Genomic DNA, 14,665 nt, shown 5'->3' with positions numbered 1-14,665 from the left:
ATCGTTTAGCCGAAAAGGGTGAGGCTTCTGTGTCTCCGCTCCTCCAGCACAATGCGGATCCTGGCGATTTTCCCTTGCCGCTCGACCGGGTCGAGAAGGGCGCGGTCTTAGTTCCCCTCACTCCATCGTTTCAGACTCCGCCCGCTTTTCGCGCAGTCGATTCAGAAAGGCATCACACCGCCATGATCACCAAGAACGTCCCAATCCTCATTGTGGGAGGAGGCGGAGCGGGACTGTCGTCCTCGCTCCTGTTAAGTAAACACGGTGTTGAGTCGCTCTTGGTGAGCGGCCTGCCTACCACGTCGACGTTGCCGAAGGCGCACGTGCTCGGCCAGCGCACGATGGAGATTTTCACAGAGGTCGGCGTTGCCGAGGAGGTTTACCGGCGGGGAACCCCGTTGGAGAACATGGCAGCAACCGGCTTTTACGCCGGGGTTCAGGGTTCCAATCCCAATTCTGGTCGGGAGATCGGCAAGCTCCAGCTTTGGGGAAATGGTTACACCGATCCGGAGTACATCGACGCTAGCCCGTGGGCGGTGGCCAACCTCCCGCAGCTTCGGCTCGAGCCGATCCTGAAGGCTCATGCGGAGGAGCTCAACCCCGGGGGTGTGCTGTTCAACCACGAGTTGATCACGATCGAGCAGGACGAAGACGGGGTTACCAGCACCATCCTGGACAAGGCGACCGGGGAGGAGTACCAGGTCCGTTCCCGGTACGTCATAGCCGCGGACGGCGGTAGGACGGTGGGGGGCCTGGTCGGGATCACGCTGGACGGGCAACGCAACATCCTCGACATGGTGACGGTGCATATGAGCGCTGACCTCTCCGGCGTGCTGGGTGACGAATCTGTGATGCTGCGGTGGCTGACGAATCCGGACTTCGGAGGCACCTTCACCGGAGGCGTACTCAATCCCATGGGCCCGGACCTGTGGGGCACCAGATCCACAGAGTGGGTGTTCAGCATCGGGTACCCGAACGGGGCACCCGATACGAACGACCGGGAGAAGGTCGTCGAGCAGATGAAGACCCTGTTGGGTATGCCCGACCTGCAGCCGGAGATCCATACCATCTCGGTGTGGACGATGGAGGCGGTCGTCGCCGATCGTTTCCGCTCAGGACGGGTGTTTGTGGTCGGCGATGCCGCCCACAAGCACCCGCCGACCAGTGGCTTGGGTCTGAACTCCGCGGTCCACGACGCCCAGAACCTGTGCTGGAAGCTCGCGCGGGTCCTCTCCGGCCATGCCGGTGAGACACTGCTGGACACCTACGAAGCCGAGCGCAAGCCCGTCGTTTTGAAGAACATCGCCAATTCGGTCCGGTGTACGGAGGACTCGTTCGCGCTGGACGCCGTTTTGGGACTGTCCCCGGAGAAGTCCCCCGAGGACAACTGGGCCGCGATCGAGGCCATCTGGGACCCGGAGCACCCGGATTTCGAGGAGCGCAACCGCCAGGTGAACAACGCGCTCGCCGCCAAGTCGCGGGAGTTCCGCCACCACGGTCTGGAGTACGGTTTCACTTACGATTCCGCCGCCGTGGTCGCAGACGGAAGCGCCGCGCCCGAGCCGATCGACGAAATACGTGTGTACGAGCCCAGTACGAGGCCCGGCCATCCGCTGCCTCACGCCTTCGTCTCCCGACGGGGTGAGGTCTTCCCCCTACACGATCTGACCTACGGTTGCCGATTCGTGCTTCTGGCCGGCGAGGACGGACACGACTGGGTCGAGGCCGCCAGGCAGATCGCGGACCAAACCGGTCTGCCGCTGGAGGCCTATACGGTGGGGGCCGACGACGCCGAGCTGGCCGATGTCCGGTTGGCCTGGCTCCGCAAGCGCGAGATCTCTCGGCGCGGCGCGGTGCTGGTGCGCCCAGATCGCTTCGTGGGTTATCGGTCGATCGGTGGCGTCGACTCCCCGAAGCAGTCCCTGACCGAGGCGCTCGGCGCCCTACTGTCCAGTGACCTGTCCTTCCATGGCGAAGCAGCCATGCTGTGAAGTTCGCCAACATCGAAGGACCAGCGGCCATCACCGACGGGGCGCGCGGTCTACGTCAGCGACGCCAGCTCAGGGCGGTTCCCCGACGTCTCCGACGGTGCGGCCGTCGACCCCGTGCGCTGGGCGCGCCGTCGCCTCAGCCCCGTCAGATCTTCGCGGTCGGACTGAACTATGCGGCACACACGGCCGAGAGCGGTATCGACGAGCCCCCGAACCCGCCGTCTTTACCAAGTTCCTGAGCTCGGTGACCGGTGCACACACGGTGCTCGACCTGCCGACCGAAACCGTGGACTTCGAGGCCGAACTGGTCGTGGTCATCGGCAAGGAGGCCTTCCGTGTCTCCGAGGCGGACGCCTGGGACCACGTGGCGGGTTTGACGGTCGGCAACGACATCTCCGAGCGCACCCGCCAACGCATCGGCCCGGCCCCGCAGTTCAGTCTGGGCAATTCCTTTCCGGGCTTCACCCCGATTGGCCCGTGGCTCGTCACCCCGGACGAGTTCGCCGACCGGGACGACCTCGGCGTGGGGTGCTCGATCAATGGGAAGGACATGCAGGACGGTCGAACGAACGACCTCATCTTCCCGATCCAGGGTCCGTTACTCGGTGTGGCTCTCGAATCTGGGGACGAGGACGGTGACCCTGTCCTCGGGCAGACCCGAGAAATGGTCGTCACCCGACCGATGCCGTCGATGCCGATCTGTTTCTGGAACGACGCGGGCACGTCGGAATATGCCGAGGCATACTTCGACCGGTATCCGGGGATCTGGCGACACGGGGACGGGATCACCATGACCGAGCACGGGGGCGTGGTGATCCACGGACGCTCGGACGCCACGATAAACCGTATGGGGGTACGGATCGGCAGCAGCGAAATTGGAGGACGAGGACTCCTTCGGTACCGAGCTCAAGAGGGTCATACGCTGGGAGGTCACCCCTCGGCACGTCCCGGACGACGTCATCATCGTCGAAGCCCTGCCTCACACCCGGACCGGAAAGAGGCTCGAAGTGCCTGTCAAACTGGTTCTCCAAGGCTCCGACCTCACCGACGTCGTGAACCCCGAAGCGATCGACGATCCCCAGCCACTCGCCCGATTCGCCAACTTCTCGCATTGTGAAGTGTGACCCGAACCAACTCGAAGGAATGACCAAGTGCGCATAGAGATTTTCCCCCTCGCAGACATTGGGGAGGTAGCGCCCGGCACCGACCTGGTCTCAGAGGTGATCGCTTCTGCAAATGGCTCCTTGCGCGAGGGAGACGTCCTTGCTGCGACCTCAAAGGTTGTGGGAGGCGGCGCATGACTGACGCCTGGACCGTCGTCGTGCCGGTCAAGGGCACCGCGGCCGCGAAGTCCCGCCTCGGGGGTGATCCCGGCTTGGCGCGTACGATCGCCCTCGACACGGTGGCTGCAGCGCTGCCGGTGGGACGCGTCGTTGTCGTCACCTCCGACGCCGCTGCGGCCGATTTCCGCGCTCTCGGCGCCGAGACCGTGCAGGATCCAGGCCGGGGGCTGTCCGCAGCCGTCCTTCACGGCATCAAAGCGGCGGGCCCTGGCCAGGTGGCCGTGCTCCAGGGCGACCTGCCGGCTCTCGCGTCGGCTGAACTCGAGGTCGCCCTGTGGCTCGCGTCAGCCGCGGAGCTGGCGTTCGTCGCAGACGCAGCCGGAACCGGCACGACGTTAATCACCGCCATCGACCCGGAGCGGCATCGCCCCGCGTTTGGCGAGGGTTCGCGTGCTGCGCACGGCGCCGCGGGTTACGTCGAGCTCGATCTCGACGAGACCTCGGGGCTGCGCTCGGACGTCGACACCTGGGCCGATCTCGAGCGGCTCGAGGGGCGGCTGGGCCGGCGGACGGCGGAGGCGCTCAGGCAGTCTGCGCGCTGAGCAGGTAGTCGGCCGGGTCGAACCGTGCGAGCCGCTCGCGGAACGCCGAGGCGGTGTCCGGCCACAGCAGGGTCAGCCGGCGGCTCCGCTCATCGACGTACCAGCTGCGACAGCCACCGGTGAGCCAGACGGTGGCCTCCGCCAAGCGGTCGATTTCGGCAACGTAGGCGGCCTGTCGCTCCGCCCGGACGTGAAAAACGGCTACCCCCCGGCGGCGCAGATACCCGAGGGCCTCGAGAACGAACGCAATCTGAGACTCAATCATGTGCACAGCAGAGTTGTGGCCGAGGCTGGCGTTGGGTCCGTCGATGACGAAGAGGTTCGGAAAGCCAGCGACGGTCGTGGAGTTGTGCGCCGCCATCCCCTTCGACCAGACGGCGTCGAGGGTGCGGCCGTCGCGGCCTCGAATCCTGCGCGCGATCGGCGGCCGGGCCGAGCGGAATCCGGTCGCCACGATGAGCACGTCGAGGTCATAGGCCGCTCCTGAGGCCGCCTCGACCCGGCTCCCCTCGACGCCAGCAACAGCCGACTGCTCGAGGCGCACCGACTCGCGCAACAGGGCAGGATAGTAGTCATCGGAGAGCACGACCCGCTTGCACCCGACCTCGTAGTCGGGCGTGAGGGCCCGACGGAGGGCGGGGTCGGGGATCTGCGCCTCGAGGTTCCGCCGCGCGCGGTCACGAAGCCCGGTGAGGTGGCCAGTGGCACCGAGCCTTGCTGCGAAACCGGCCTCGAAGTCCCAGAACATCCGGGCGCGGAGCTCGGCCAGGGACCCGGGGTCGTCTAGCCAGCCGGTCTTCTCAACCTCGGTATAGGCTCGGTCCTCACGGGGAACGACATACGGGGCGCTACGCTGGAAGAGAACGACCTCGTCGGCGACCGCGGCGATGCGCGGCAGGATCTGCACGGCCGACGCGCCGCTGCCGACGAGCCCGACACGCTTGCCGGCCAGGTCGAGATCGCGCGGCCATTCGGACGAGTGGACCAAGATGCCCGCGAACGAGCGGAGCCCCGGCACTGCGGGCATGCGCTTCTCGGAGAGCCGGCCCGTCGCCACGACCACCCAGCGGCAGCGATAGCTGTCGCGCGTGGTGACGACCGTCCAGGTCGCGGTGGTGTCGTCCCAGTCGAGCGCTAGCACGTCGGACGAGAAGCGGAGATGCGGGAGGATGCCCTCCTCGCGGGCGGCCTCCTGCAGGTAGTCGAGTATCTCGGCGCCGGGGGCGAAGAAGCGGCTCCAGTTGGCGCGCGGCCGGAAGGAGAACGAGTATAGCTGCGACGGGATGTCGCAGGCGACGCCCGGGTATACATTGTCGCGCCAGGTTCCGCCGACGTCGTCGCCGCGCTCCACCACGACGAACGACCGGTCACCGGATCGGGCGAGCCGGATCGCGGCGCCGAGGCCGGCAAAGCCGGCACCAATGATCACCGTGTCGATGAGGGCGGGAGCGGCGCCCGTGTCGGCGGTGTTCGTGGGGGCGGTCAGGGAGAATAACGCGTCGGCGGGTAGAGCCTGGGTGTCGTTGGCCTCCGTCACGGCCGGGCTCGCGGGATCGTGCTGCCGGCTGGGTACCGCCGCGGATCGCGCAGGAACGAGTCGATGAGATGCGCCTGCTCGGCGGGATGTCCAGCCTCGGCGAAGCACACATAGGCGGTGATTAGCTCAACCGTTGCTGACCCGGGCGGGGCGATGACGAGGACTGGGCAACGGACATCCGGCGCAACCGGGCCCAGCACGATAAGAGCTGAGACACGCATCTCAGCAGCGACCGCGGTCTCGCGGCCGGGCGCGACGAGGAGCGCAAAGCGGTCGGGCAGCTCGTCCGGTGAGACGTCCGCGCCCGTTATGAATACTTGCCGCCACCGCGTTAGCAGCGGCAGGGCAGCGACGAGGGTGGGATCCAGGCCGGCCGGGTCGGCGGCGATCACGACCGGCTCGAGGGACCTGCCGGGCAGACGCGCGACTCCCGTTTTGACCTCTCGCAGGCCGGTGCGAGTCTCGGCGTGGGCGAGCGTCACACAAATTCCCCCTTGACCAGTGTGTAGCTTGTGGTGCGTTCCCGCGCCTCGCGGCCGAGAGCGGCCGCGATCCGCTGGACGTCTCCCGGCGTTGCCTCGCGGTATCCCTCGCCGCCGGCCTCTGGCCAGATGGCGCCGTCGAGTAGCAGACCGCCGAAATCGTCTGCTCCACCGGCAAGTACGGCCCTGGCGCGGTGGAAGCCTAGCTTTGTCCAGGCCGCCTGCACGTGGTCGATCCTGCTGTGCAGCATCAGTCGCGCGACTGCGTGGAGTGCCCGCGAGGTTTCGAGGCTCGGCCCTTCACCAGCCGCCGCCCGCACCCCGGAGGGTACGTCGAACGGCACGTACGGCATCGCGATGAACTCCGAGAAGCCACCGGTTTCGTCCTGGATCCGGGTCAGTCGGCGCAGGTGCGCGACGATCTGGGCGGGCGTCTCGACATGACCGTAGACGATCGTCGCCGTCGATCGAAGGCCTGCCCGGTGAGCGGCCTTGATGGGCCGGATCCATTCGTCGACCGGCGGATCGGTGCCCTCGCTCAGAAGCGCGCGCACGCCGTCGTCCAAAATCCGCGCCCCGGTACCGGGAACGCTCGTCACACCTGCCTCCCGCAGTCCTTCGAGGAAGACCTCGACGCTGACGCCCATCCTATGTGCCCCGTCGAGCACCTCCGTGGGGCGGTAGGCGTGGAGTGAGAGGTCGGGCCCGGCTGTGCGGATGGCTCGAGCCAGGTCGAGGTAGGCCGTGCCCCGCAGCGCCCGGTCGATCGGGCCCTGGACGCAGATTTCGGTGGCACCGAGGGTGATGGCTTCCTCGACGAGTCGCCGGACCATGTCGTCGGTGAGGCCCTCGCTGTAGAGCGACGAGTCGAGGTTGCGGTTGACGACGTAGGTGAGTGTGTCACCGACCGCTGCCGACCGGACCTCGTCGGCCAGTGCCGTTACCGCGTCGAGGGCGTCGCCGCGGGCGGTAAGGAGGGAGACATATTCAGCGTCCGTCAGAGCGGCCGGGTCGGTCGAAGCTTTGGTGAGTGCGGCGGCCACGGCGCGGTCGGCGGGAGGAACGGTGGTGGCAGCAGCAGCAGCGACAGTGTCGGCAGGCCGGCAACGCGGCCCGCGCGCCGCCGGGGGCGCGGGCCTCACGCGTGTGCTCTCGGCGGCGAGTAGGGACACCGGCTCGGCCAGAGCGGTGACGGCGGGGGCGACGCGGGGATCCAGCCAGGTTTCTGGATCCGTCAGGTAGGCCGGGTGCGCCGTGAGTCGTTCGCGCAGAGTGAAGCCGGCGTGCGCCGTCAGCTTGGCGAGCGTCTCGATCTCGGGCCAGGGCCGTTCGGGGTTAACATGGTCGGGGGTGAGCGGGCTGACGCCGCCCCAGTCGTCGATGCCTGCGCGCACGAGCAGCAGGAGTTCGGTGAGGTCGGTGAGGTTCGGCGGCGCCTGGATGGTGTGGTCGGGCCCCATGACAATCCGGGCGACTGCGACGGCGGCGACATACTCCTCGAGAGCGAGGTCGGTCTCGTTCTGCATCGCGGTGCCCGGCTTCGCACGGAAGTTCTGGACGATGGTCTCCTGCACCTGGCCGTATCGCTCGTGCGACGCCCGGATGGCGAAGAGTGCCTCGGCGCGCTCAGCGTCGTTCTCGCCGATGCCGAGGAGGACCCCGGTGGTGAATGGGATCCGGGAGCGGCCGGCGTCGTCGATCACCCGCATCCGCAGAGCAGGATCCTTGTCCGGGGACCCGAAGTGCACTCCCTCGCGCTCGCTCCAGAGCCGTGTGGCCGTGGTCTCGAGCATCATGCCCATCGACGCGGCGACCGGGCGGAGGCGCTGCAGCTCGGCGAACGACATGACGCCGGGGTTGAGATGCGGCAGAAGGCCGGTCTCCGTGAGCACTAGATCGGCCATCGCGCCGATGTAGTCGAGGGTGGAGGTGTAGCCGTGGTCGTGGAGCCACTGCCGCGCGACCGGCCAGCGGTTCTCGGGGCGGTCGCCGAGTGTGAAGAGCGCCTCCTTGCAGCCGAGCGCTGCCCCCTCGCGAGCGATGCGAAGGATCTCTTCCGGCGGCAGGTAGGTGGGGATCCCTTTTTTCAGCAGGCCGCCTGGCGTCTCGACGAAGACGCAGTAGTGACAGCGGTCCTGGCAAAGCTGCGTAACGGGGAGGAACACCTTCTTCGAATACGTGATGATGCCCGCTCGAGAGGCGCGCGCAAGGCCCTCGTCGCGGAGTCGCGACGCAACGGTCAGCAACCGGTCGAGGTTGTCGCCTCGAGCTCCGAAGAGCACCGTGGCTCCGGCAAGGTCCGTCTCACCCGTGTCTTCAAGACGAGCGAGAGCATGAGTGAGGGGGGCAGGATTCAGAACGGCCGGCTTAGACATGAAGGTCCTTCAAAAAACGATAGCGGCGCGGGTCTCGCGACGTACCCGCGTATTGCCCGGTCTTGCCTGCCGCGCTCAAACCATTTTGCGCGTACTGGCCCGCCCGGGCGGCGCGTTCGGACGCCATTACCCCATGGGCGGTGGTGGGCTGGACCGGAGTCCGGCCGATCGCCCGGGTCATCGCTTCCACCTCGGACACCGTCCGTCCACGTGATCGGGGCATTACCATTGCCGCTTGCATGTCCGTCGCTGCCATGTCCTCACCCTTATTCAGTCAGGCCGCTGATACGCACGCCCGAGCGGATCTTGTACCGTTTGTTGATGCTGATCAGGACAGCTGTCAACGGTTCCAGCTGGCGGGCAAGCCGCAGGTCGCCGGCATCGATACCTGGGCGTCCGGTAACGGCAGCCGCCAGCTCGATGGCGACGGCTTTTGCCTCCGGGTCATCGCCACAGACGAGGACATCCTCATGATCAAGCAGGTCAGCCGACGCCCACAGATTGGGCGCGGACAGGTGGTGGAAGGCCCCTACGACAGTTGCATTGGGCGCCAGACGAGCTGCCTCCTCAGCTGCACTTTCCGCAACATCCAGCCCGTAGGGTCCCCGCTGATCGAAGCCCAAGGGATTGACACAGCTGATGAGGACCTTGCCGGCGAGATTGTCGGCGAGTGAGGCGACAAGCTCCGCGTGGCCCTTGTAAGGAACGGCCAGAAGAACGACGTCAGCGCCCTGCAGCGCAGCGTTATTCTCCGCGGCTCCGACGACGCCAACGCCAACGCCAACGCCCTGAAGTTTAGCGTTGACGGCGGCCGCCGCCTCCTCGGCGCGCCCGGCTGCCCGGGATCCGAGCACCACGGTGTGCCCTGCGTGGGCGAAGCGGTAGGCCAAGGCCTTGCCCTGCGGCCCGGATCCGCCAACTACTGCAATCTTGAACGTGCCCATGATGCTCCTAACAAAGTCACTAAGGGGTTTTACGTGAATGGAAAATGCAACCCGGAGACGGCCCTACTCGGGCGGCTGCCGGGTGGCGGCGGTCACAGGAACGAAAGGGGCATCAGTCCATGAGACGGTACATCAGCAGCTCGTGCCTGTGGTGGAGCAGGAACTCCTGCCGGTAGTGAAGACCGACCCAGGGGGATGCGCAAAGTTCATCGATGTTAATCGTTTGCCGGGGTGGTGCTTCCTCTGCACAGAGAGCCGCATCCGGCGACTTTGAGACCGGTGTCTTCTGTGCAAGGCTCTTGGGAAGAACGTAGCGTGGGCCCATGTCCCCTCTTTTCTCGTTTAGAAGGCTTGAATGCCTCCTATATCTCCTGTCCCCTCCGCCTGCCCGCCGCACCGGGGCACGGCTAAGAAGTCCGGATTCTGTTCAATTTACTAGGTATTCCTATTAAATACTAGGAGTACCTAGTATTTAATAGATTTATAACTAAGCGGGGACGATCAAAGTCGGTGACCGAGTAGGGCCGCCGCCGCCGCCGTGGTGCGCCTGGTCCTGGGGCCCGGGCGCGGATGCAGGCCCCGCCCAACCTCACGGAAGCCAACGAGCTCTCCCTTTTGGTCCGGGCCGGTATCGATGACTGGCCCGGCGTCAGCCCCTGACACCGGATCATGTCAACCCCGAACGCCCCTGGCCCCATGTTGAGGGCCTGGCCCGGCTCACCGCCGGCACCGGCTTTGCCCTGTGGGAACAGTTGACTGCACACCCGCATTTCGTCGGCGCCGAGGAACCCTGGCTCGATCCGCGGGTCCTTCCCCAGGTCCGTGCCCTCGCCGGGCCCGACGGACTGGCCGTCGAGGGCCGGCCGCCGTCCGGCCTGCCGTGGCAGGAACCGGATCCGGACTGGGCGGCGGCCGGGCCCGGACGGGTGAATCTGCACACGGAGATCGACACTGTGGGGCGCATCGGGGACGGGCGCAGCGATTTCGACGCGGTCTATGCGGACTGGGAGGCCTCGCGTGCAGAAGTCCGCGCGTCAGGATTGCCGGTGCAGCCGGTGGGGGCAGAGCCGGGAGGTCCGGGCCGCCCTTTCCCGGGCCGAGGAGAATCCCGCGGGTCTGCCGGACGCGGACTATCTGAGCCTGCTCTCCGCGGAGGGCACCGATCTGGACGCCCTCGCCGCGCAAGCCGAACGGGTCCGGAAAAACAGCGTCGGGGACGCCGTGGGCTACGTCGTGAACCGCAACATCAATATCACCAACGTCTGCTACACCTGCTGCCAGTTCTGCGCCTTCGCGCAGCGCGGCACGGATGAGGATGCCTTGACGCTCGCGATGCCGCAGGTCGGGGACCGGGTGGACGAGGCCTGGTTCATCGGTGCCACGGAGATCTGCCTGGGCGGCATCCACCCGGACCTGCCCGGAACCGCGTATTTCGACCTCGCCCGGGAGGTCAAACGGCGCCGGCCCGATATGCAAGACCCTGCGCTTGTTGCGCATGGCGACCTGACCGGCGGCCCGTCATGACCGGACCTAACCTGTGATCAAAGAAGCCGCCTGGCATGTCCTTATGCCCGTCCGCGGAACCACCGCCTCCACGACCCGGCTGTTGCCGGACAACGCGTACGGCGCACGGCGCCGTGAGCTGGGACTGATGCCGTCACGGCCGCCCTGGCCAGCAGTGCCGTGGCGGGGGTCAGCGTCATCACGGGGACTAGGAGGCCCAGGTGTTGTTCGACGGGCTGGGTGCGAGCGTAATGGCTGATACCCGGTCGTGGCTGAATGGCGCCGTCCGTCAGGGCCTCCCGCGCGTCCGCGCCGCCCTCCCTTGCGGTGGCGTGCCGTGCTGTGGCCGATCTGCCGGCGCTGGACAGCGCGGATGTTACAGCTGCCCGGCGGTGCCGTTCGGCAGTGGTGACCGATGCCGGCGGCAGCGGCACGATCATGCTGACCGCCGGTCCAGTCACCGAGCCGGAACCGCACTTCGGCCCGGGTTCTCATGCCGGACATCGCGCCGCCGGCATGAGAACCCTCGATCTGAGCCCGGCCTCCACCCTGCACCGTGACGTGGACACGCTGGCTGGCCTCGCCGTGGCCGGGGAGCTGGGTCTGGGCCGCGATACGCGTACAGCCCTGCGGGGCTTTGAGGGGGCTGCCGGGTTAGTACACCTAGGCCTCTGCCGTTGCCACTGCAGAAGCAGCTTCCAAGGCCGTTGCGGCAAGTTCCGCGCTGGTCTGGACGTCGTTCATCCACAGCGGAACAACAACCGGCCGGACCCCTGCACCGGCGATAAGATCGGCTAGCCCCGCATCGGCGCTGTCAATCAACCAGGCATCCAGGATCCCGCCCGCGGAACGGGCACCATAGTGCAGGGCCACCGCATCGGCGCCGGTCCTGACGCCGATCGCGGCCAGGCAGGCGTCTGCCATGCCCCGGACGGCAGCACCGGAAATAATGGGGGAGATTCCCACGACCGGGGCCGGTGTCGCTTGGATGGCCTCCCGTATGCCGGGGACATTCAAAATCGTGCCGATGGACACCACCGGATTCGACGGGGCCAACATGACGGCGTCGGCACCGAAAATCGCCGCCAGCACCCCCGGCGCCGGGGCTGCCTCTGAGAGTCCGGCCTGGATGAACTCCCGGGCCGGGCGCCGGGCGCGGTGCCGGACCCACCATTCCTCGAAGTGCACAATGTCCTGGGGTGCATCGGGTGTGGAACCTTCCAGCGCCACATGGGTTTCCACTTCCTCGTCGCTCATGGGCAGTAGCTCCACGCCTATGTCCCAGCGTGCCGCCAGCCGCCCGGTGACCTGGCTCAACGGCAGCCCGGCGCGTAGCAGATGCGAGCGGGTGATGTGGGTGCCCAGGTCTAGATCACCGAGGGTGAACCATGGCCAGCCAACGCCGTAGGCGGCCAGTTCGGCGCTGACGCGCTCCGTTTCGCCGGCCCGGCCCCAGCCCCGCGATTCGTCGTTGACGCCCGCGAGGGCATACATCACCGAGTCCAGATCGGGGCAGACCCGCAGGCCCGTCAGCCACATGTCATCCCCCGTGTTGACGACGGCGGTGATCTCGGCCGTTGTTCCGCCGGCACCATCCGGCATCACCCGACGCAGATGGTGGCGCAGCCCCCGCAGGAAACGCGCCCCGCCCACACCACCTGCCAGCACGGTTATCCTCATGCGGTAGCACTGCCCTCTGCGGTAACTACGGATTCAACGGTTGACCTTTGTCCTGCCGCGAAACCTTCATGGAATCCTTCCAGATGCGCTTCTGCCGATCCGAGACGGAACAGGTCCTCGTCTGCAGGGCGGATCAGGGTCCGCGCCCCGGGTTCCTCCAGGGGCCGAATCAGGTGATCCATGCCGTGGACCACGGCGACCGGCCGGCGAGAGGTCTTGCCCAGCACAAGGTTCGCCGCACCTGCTATTTCATCCGCCACCGCTGTGATGGTGACATCCATGCGCCTGTCGAAATCATCCCGCGTCCCGCGCAAATCATGGGTTACCGCCATTCCCGCGGCCCCGATAGCCAGATCGGTCTGCCCCAGGCGCCAAGGGCGGCCCAGCGTGTCGGTGATAATCACCCCCAGGTCGAAACCGAACCGCTGGCGCAACCCCATGCACAGGGCCCTAGCTGACGCATCCGGGTTCTCCGGCAGGAGCAGCACCGTGCCGTCAGGGGTATTGCTCGCGTCGACGCCCGCGGCGGCGAGCACCAGTCCCAACCTGTTCTGGACGATCCGGGTCACACCCCCGGGGTGTGGTTTGCTGGCAACCAGCCGCACTGTTTCGGCCGTGATGGCATCTTCGCGGCTGTCTGCCTGCAGAGAACGTCCTTCGGCCTTAGAAACTATTTTGCTTGTCACCACGACGACGTCCCCGGCGGAAATTTCCGCTTCGACGGCGTTCCCTATCAGCACCAGGAGGTCATCGCCGGCGGCGACCTCACCAATTCCACTGATCCCAACGACTGTAAACTGCGGGGGCGCCTCTTCAGCCTCGCGCACTCGAAAGCCAGCCACCTTACTTTGATTCATCCCAAAATCCCGTCAGACATAGTCCGCTATCTTATCGACCTTGATCAGATCGGGTCCTAGAGCCGTTCGATAATGGTGACGTTGGCCTGTCCCCCACCCTCGCACATAGTCTGTAGCCCCCAACGGGCGTCCCGGCGTTCCAGCTCGTGGAGCATTGTGGTCATCAGGCGTGCCCCCGTAGCCCCGATAGGATGACCCAACGCGATGGCGCCTCCATTGACATTTACCTTGGCCATGTCAGCTCCGGTCTCGCGCTGCCAGGCCAGAACCACCGCCGCAAACGCCTCGTTGATCTCGATCAGATCCATCTCGTCTAGGGTCATCCCGGACCGGTGCAGTGCATGGCGGGTCGCGGCAATGGGGGCGGACAGCATCATGACGGGGTCATCCGCACGTGCCGAAACATGGTGAATGCGCGCCCGCGGTGTCAGCCCGTACCTGTCAACGGCGCGCTTTGACGCGATGAGTAACATAGCTGCACCATCGGACATCTGCGAGGCGGTGGCCGCAGTATGCAGACCACCCTCGGTGATAGACGACAGGGACCGGAGCTTCTCGGGGTCCGGGTTCCGGGGGCCCTCGTCGATAGTGAGGCCGGCGAGGGGCAGGATCTCACGGTCGAAGCGGCCGTCCCGTTGGGCATTAAGCGCGCGTTCATGGGATTCAAGAGCCAGTTCTTCCAGTTCGCTGCGGGAGAATCCCCACTTCCCTGCGATCATTTCCGCGCCCCGGAACTGGGAGATCTCCTGGTTGCCATAGCGGCGGGCCCAGGACTCCGATCCAGTGAACGGGTCAGGGAAGCCGAACTGGTCACCGGCGCGGTTGGCGTGAGCCAGCGGAATGCTGGACATCGACTGGACTCCTCCGGCGACGATCAGATCGCTGGTGCCACTCATTACCGCCTGGGCAGCGTATGAAATGGCCTGTTGGCCGGAACCGCATTGGCGCTCGATTGTTGTGCCTGGAACGGCCTCAGAGAGCCCGGCTGCCAGCCAAGCGTTGCGGGCAATGTCCATGGCATTGGGCCCAAGCTGGTCAATACATCCCAAGATCACTTCGTCGTATTGATCAGACTCGATGCCCTGCCGGGATACAAGCTCGCTAAGCGGCGCAGCAGCCAGGTCGAGCGGATGTACACCCGCGAGTCCCTTGCCTCTTCGGCCGACAGGAGTGCGGACGGCGTCGATAATGTATGCCTCGGTCATAAAAGTCCTCCAGATATCTAATGGAATGGGTCACCCGCGGCCATCGAAATGGCGCCGTCCCTGCGCACGGGGGGCAAGCGATCGCGACGGATCTTGCCGTGTTGCCGCCAGAAAGGGCTCAGGCTGCAGTTGCGGGAAACGCTCCCGAAAGGTTTCCATTAGTAGGATGTCCAACTATCTGGGCGTTGTCCAGTCCCAGCGTGAAG

The 14,665-nt window shown here is 66.3% G+C and carries 13 protein-coding genes; 5 read left to right on the top strand and 8 right to left on the bottom strand.

Annotated features, from left to right (window positions below):
- Positions 1–182 precede the first annotated feature (182 nt).
- Genes FBY31_RS21885 through cofC form a run of 4 tightly spaced genes read left to right on the top strand, consistent with a single transcriptional unit; the run spans position 183 to position 3,876 of the window.
- Positions 183–1,991 carry an FAD-dependent monooxygenase gene (locus tag FBY31_RS21885; protein ID WP_142045861.1) on the top strand — a complete coding sequence of 603 codons (1,809 nt, stop codon included), beginning with the start codon at positions 183–185 and terminating at the stop codon, positions 1,989–1,991.
- Positions 1,969–3,108 carry a fumarylacetoacetate hydrolase family protein gene (locus tag FBY31_RS21880; protein WP_268815661.1) on the top strand — a complete coding sequence of 380 codons (1,140 nt, stop codon included), beginning with the start codon at positions 1,969–1,971 and terminating at the stop codon, positions 3,106–3,108. Before FBY31_RS21885 ends, FBY31_RS21880 begins: the two co-directional genes overlap by 23 nt.
- A 34-nt stretch (positions 3,109–3,142) precedes the next feature.
- A complete protein-coding gene (locus FBY31_RS22910) occupies positions 3,143–3,292 on the top strand; it encodes a hypothetical protein (RefSeq protein ID WP_160142508.1) in 150 nt (49 codons plus the stop codon).
- Positions 3,289–3,876: a 2-phospho-L-lactate guanylyltransferase gene (gene cofC, locus FBY31_RS21875; protein WP_142045859.1), complete on the top strand. Its 588-nt coding sequence runs from the start codon at positions 3,289–3,291 to the stop codon at positions 3,874–3,876. Before FBY31_RS22910 ends, cofC begins: the two co-directional genes overlap by 4 nt.
- Here cofC and FBY31_RS21870 read toward each other — a convergent pair.
- From FBY31_RS21870 to npdG, 5 genes are read right to left on the bottom strand one after another with little or no spacing between them, the layout of a single operon-like run.
- Positions 3,857–5,413 carry a flavin-containing monooxygenase gene (locus tag FBY31_RS21870; protein ID WP_235013247.1) on the bottom strand — a complete coding sequence of 519 codons (1,557 nt, stop codon included), beginning with the start codon at positions 5,411–5,413 and terminating at the stop codon, positions 3,857–3,859. The two genes, cofC and FBY31_RS21870, sit on opposite strands and share 20 nt — an antisense overlap.
- Complete coding sequence (locus FBY31_RS21865; RefSeq protein WP_142045856.1) at positions 5,410–5,895, bottom strand: hypothetical protein; 486 nt, start codon at positions 5,893–5,895, stop codon at positions 5,410–5,412. Before FBY31_RS21865 ends, FBY31_RS21870 begins: the two co-directional genes overlap by 4 nt.
- Positions 5,892–8,270 carry a 7,8-didemethyl-8-hydroxy-5-deazariboflavin synthase CofG gene (cofG, locus tag FBY31_RS21860; protein ID WP_142045853.1) on the bottom strand — a complete coding sequence of 793 codons (2,379 nt, stop codon included), beginning with the start codon at positions 8,268–8,270 and terminating at the stop codon, positions 5,892–5,894. Before cofG ends, FBY31_RS21865 begins: the two co-directional genes overlap by 4 nt.
- Entirely contained in the window at positions 8,263–8,526 is a 264-nt protein-coding gene (locus tag FBY31_RS21855) for a hypothetical protein (protein WP_142045851.1), read from the bottom strand. Before FBY31_RS21855 ends, cofG begins: the two co-directional genes overlap by 8 nt.
- A 10-nt stretch (positions 8,527–8,536) precedes the next feature.
- Positions 8,537–9,214, bottom strand: a complete 678-nt coding sequence (gene npdG / locus FBY31_RS21850; protein WP_142045849.1) for an NADPH-dependent F420 reductase — start codon at positions 9,212–9,214, stop codon at positions 8,537–8,539.
- A gap of 1,017 nt (positions 9,215–10,231) precedes the next feature.
- Here npdG and FBY31_RS23140 point away from each other — a divergent pair.
- Complete coding sequence (locus FBY31_RS23140) at positions 10,232–10,738, top strand: hypothetical protein (protein ID WP_200833496.1); 507 nt, start codon at positions 10,232–10,234, stop codon at positions 10,736–10,738.
- 642 nt (positions 10,739–11,380) lie between these two features.
- Here the strand turns inward: FBY31_RS23140 and cofD are convergent.
- The 3 genes from cofD to FBY31_RS21830 are packed head-to-tail and all read right to left on the bottom strand — an operon-like array spanning position 11,381 to position 14,459.
- On the bottom strand, positions 11,381–12,397 hold the full coding sequence (gene cofD / locus FBY31_RS21840; protein ID WP_142045847.1) for a 2-phospho-L-lactate transferase: 1,017 nt from the start codon (positions 12,395–12,397) through the stop codon (positions 11,381–11,383).
- Positions 12,394–13,254: a coenzyme F420-0:L-glutamate ligase gene (gene cofE / locus FBY31_RS21835; protein ID WP_142045845.1), complete on the bottom strand. Its 861-nt coding sequence runs from the start codon at positions 13,252–13,254 to the stop codon at positions 12,394–12,396. Before cofE ends, cofD begins: the two co-directional genes overlap by 4 nt.
- A 56-nt stretch (positions 13,255–13,310) precedes the next feature.
- Complete coding sequence (locus tag FBY31_RS21830) at positions 13,311–14,459, bottom strand: acetyl-CoA C-acetyltransferase (protein ID WP_142045843.1); 1,149 nt, start codon at positions 14,457–14,459, stop codon at positions 13,311–13,313.
- Positions 14,460–14,665: the final 206 nt, after the last annotated feature.

Source organism: Arthrobacter sp. SLBN-100 (genome assembly GCF_006715305.1).
Taxonomy (GTDB): Bacteria; Actinomycetota; Actinomycetes; order Actinomycetales; family Micrococcaceae; genus Arthrobacter.
This window is presented reverse-complemented; position numbering and strand designations above follow the sequence as displayed.

Bases quoted from the DNA above. Each gene is read 5' to 3' on its own strand.
- cofD (WP_142045847.1), bottom strand. From the start codon at position 12,397: ATGAGGATAACCGTGCTGGCAGGTGGTGTGGGCGGGGCGCGTTTCCTG.
- FBY31_RS21880 (WP_268815661.1), top strand. From the start codon at position 1,969: ATGGCGAAGCAGCCATGCTGTGAAGTTCGCCAACATCGAAGGACCAGC.
- cofG (WP_142045853.1), bottom strand. From the start codon at position 8,270: ATGTCTAAGCCGGCCGTTCTGAATCCTGCCCCCCTCACTCATGCTCTC.
- npdG (WP_142045849.1), bottom strand. From the start codon at position 9,214: ATGGGCACGTTCAAGATTGCAGTAGTTGGCGGATCCGGGCCGCAGGGC.
- cofE (WP_142045845.1), bottom strand. From the start codon at position 13,254: ATGAATCAAAGTAAGGTGGCTGGCTTTCGAGTGCGCGAGGCTGAAGAG.
- FBY31_RS21885 (WP_142045861.1), top strand. From the start codon at position 183: ATGATCACCAAGAACGTCCCAATCCTCATTGTGGGAGGAGGCGGAGCG.
- FBY31_RS21855 (WP_142045851.1), bottom strand. From the start codon at position 8,526: ATGGCAGCGACGGACATGCAAGCGGCAATGGTAATGCCCCGATCACGT.
- FBY31_RS21830 (WP_142045843.1), bottom strand. From the start codon at position 14,459: ATGACCGAGGCATACATTATCGACGCCGTCCGCACTCCTGTCGGCCGA.
- cofC (WP_142045859.1), top strand. From the start codon at position 3,289: ATGACTGACGCCTGGACCGTCGTCGTGCCGGTCAAGGGCACCGCGGCC.